Here is a 2,047-nt window from a genome sequence, read left to right on the forward strand (position 1 = left end):
GCGCTGCCGGACACCGTGACTGGTCTGGGTACCCTGCGCCGGGACCAGGGCGGCCGGCACCGTCTGGTCACCTCCCTCGCCGAAGCCTGGGTGAACGGCCTGCCGGTGGACTGGAGCACCCTCCTTCCCGCCACCACCGCCCACATCGACCTCCCCACCTACGCCTTCCAACACCGCCACTACTGGCTGCACAACACGCTCACTCCTCAGGGCCCCGCCCAGGACTTCTGGCGGTACCGCCTCGATTGGAAGCGCGTTTCCCCGGCTGAGTCGACCGGGTTCACCGGCCGGTGGCTGGTCGTCACCTCTGACGTGTACTCGACGGAAGAGGCCGCCGTGCAGGCTGAGGCACTGGTCGCGGCGCTGGCGGACAGCGGCGCCGAGATCGTACGGATGGACCTGCCGCCACTGGACAGTCGGCAGCGGTTCGCTGAGGCCCTGCGCGAGCGCGGCGCGCACGGAGACATCGACGGCGTCGTCTCGCTGCTCTCCTGGGACGAGCGGCTGCACCCCGACCACCCAGCGCCCTCGACCCGTGGCGCCGTCGGCTCGCTGACGCTCCTCCAGGCTCTGGGGGACGCGGAGATCGAGGCCCCGCTGTGGTGCGTGACCCGAGGCGCGGTGTCCGTCGGCCGGGCCGACCGCATCACATCGCCCGCCCAGGCGACCGTCTGGGGCATGGGACGCGTCGCAGCGCTGGAGCACCCCGAGCGCTGGGGCGGCCTCGTCGACCTGCCCGTGCGACCGGACGACGAGGCGTACCGGCGCGTGCCCGGCGTCCTCGCGGGTGACATGGGCGAGGACCAGGTGGCCGTGCGGACGTCCGGTGTACTGGTCCGTCGTCTCGTACGGGCCCCGTTGGCCGCCCGCACCACCACCGAACGGTGGCGGCGGCCCGGCGGCACTGTGCTCGTCACCGGCGCCGACGACCCGGCGGCGGCCGAGACCGCGCGCCGACTGGCGCGCGACGGCGTCGAGCACCTGTTGCTGACCAGCAGTTCCTGCACCGACGACGCCGGATTCTCCGGACTGGTCGCGGAACTGGCCGACCTCGGGGCGTCCGCCACCGTCACCGTCTGCGACCTCACCGACCGGGACGCGGTCGCGCGTCTGCTGGCGTCCGTGGACGCCGAACACCCGCTCTCCGCCGTACTGCACGTACCGCCGACGGTGAGTTCCGACCCGCTCACGGTGGCCGACCGGGACGCCTTCTCCCACACGGTCACCGCCAAGGCGACCGGTGCCCTGCACCTGGACGAACTGCTCAGCGAGTTCACACCGGACGGGCAGGACGCACCGGTGCTGGTGCTCTTCTCCTCCGTCGCCGGTATCTGGGGCGGGGTGGGCCAGGGCGCGTACGCGGCCGGCACCTCCTTCCTGGACGCGCTCGCCGAGCAGCGCCGCGCCGAAGGGCGTGCCGTGACCTCCGTGGCCTGGAGCCCCTGGGAGGGCAGCGCCACCACGCAGGGTGCGACCGGCGAGCGGCTGCGCCGCCTGGGCCTGCGCCCCCTCGCCCCCGGTACCGCGCTCACCGCTCTGAGCGATGTGCTCGACCGGGGCGAGACCGCCGTCACGGTGGCCGACGTGGACTGGGCGAGCTTCGCCCCTGGATTCACGGTGGCCCGTACGGGCCCTCTGCTCGCCGAACTCCCGGAGGCGCGCCGGGCACTTGAGGAGCAGGAGCAGGAGCGGGGCGCGGCCGGCGCCGACGGCATGCCGCTCGGCCGGGAGATCGCGGCGCTCACGGGTGCGGAGCAGCAGTGGAGGATGCTGGAGCTCGTGCGCGAGCACCTGGCGGTCGTCCTGAACCACCCCACCCCCGAGGCCGTGGACACCAACCGGGCCTTCCGTGAACTCGGCTTCGACTCGCTCACGGCCGTCGAACTGCGCAACCGGCTCAAGAACGCCACCGGGCTCAGCCTCCCCGTCACTCTGGTCTTCGACTACCCGACCCCCCAGGCCCTGGCGGAGTTCCTGCTCGGCGAGGTTCTGGGGGAGCAGGCCGCGACCGGGACCGTAGCGATCCCCGGGGCCGCCGGAACGGAGG

Annotated in this window: 1 protein-coding gene; it reads left to right on the top strand. The window is 73.3% G+C overall.

Annotated features, from left to right (window positions below; genetic code table 11):
- Positions 1-15 precede the first annotated feature (15 nt).
- Positions 16-2,047 (top strand): beta-ketoacyl reductase (locus NGF19_RS30275; RefSeq protein WP_252429121.1); only part of this gene is annotated, 2,032 nt, incomplete at its 3' end.

The sequence above is a fragment of the Streptomyces macrolidinus genome (genome assembly GCF_023887685.1).
Lineage (GTDB): Bacteria > Actinomycetota > Actinomycetes > Streptomycetales > Streptomycetaceae > Streptomyces > Streptomyces macrolidinus.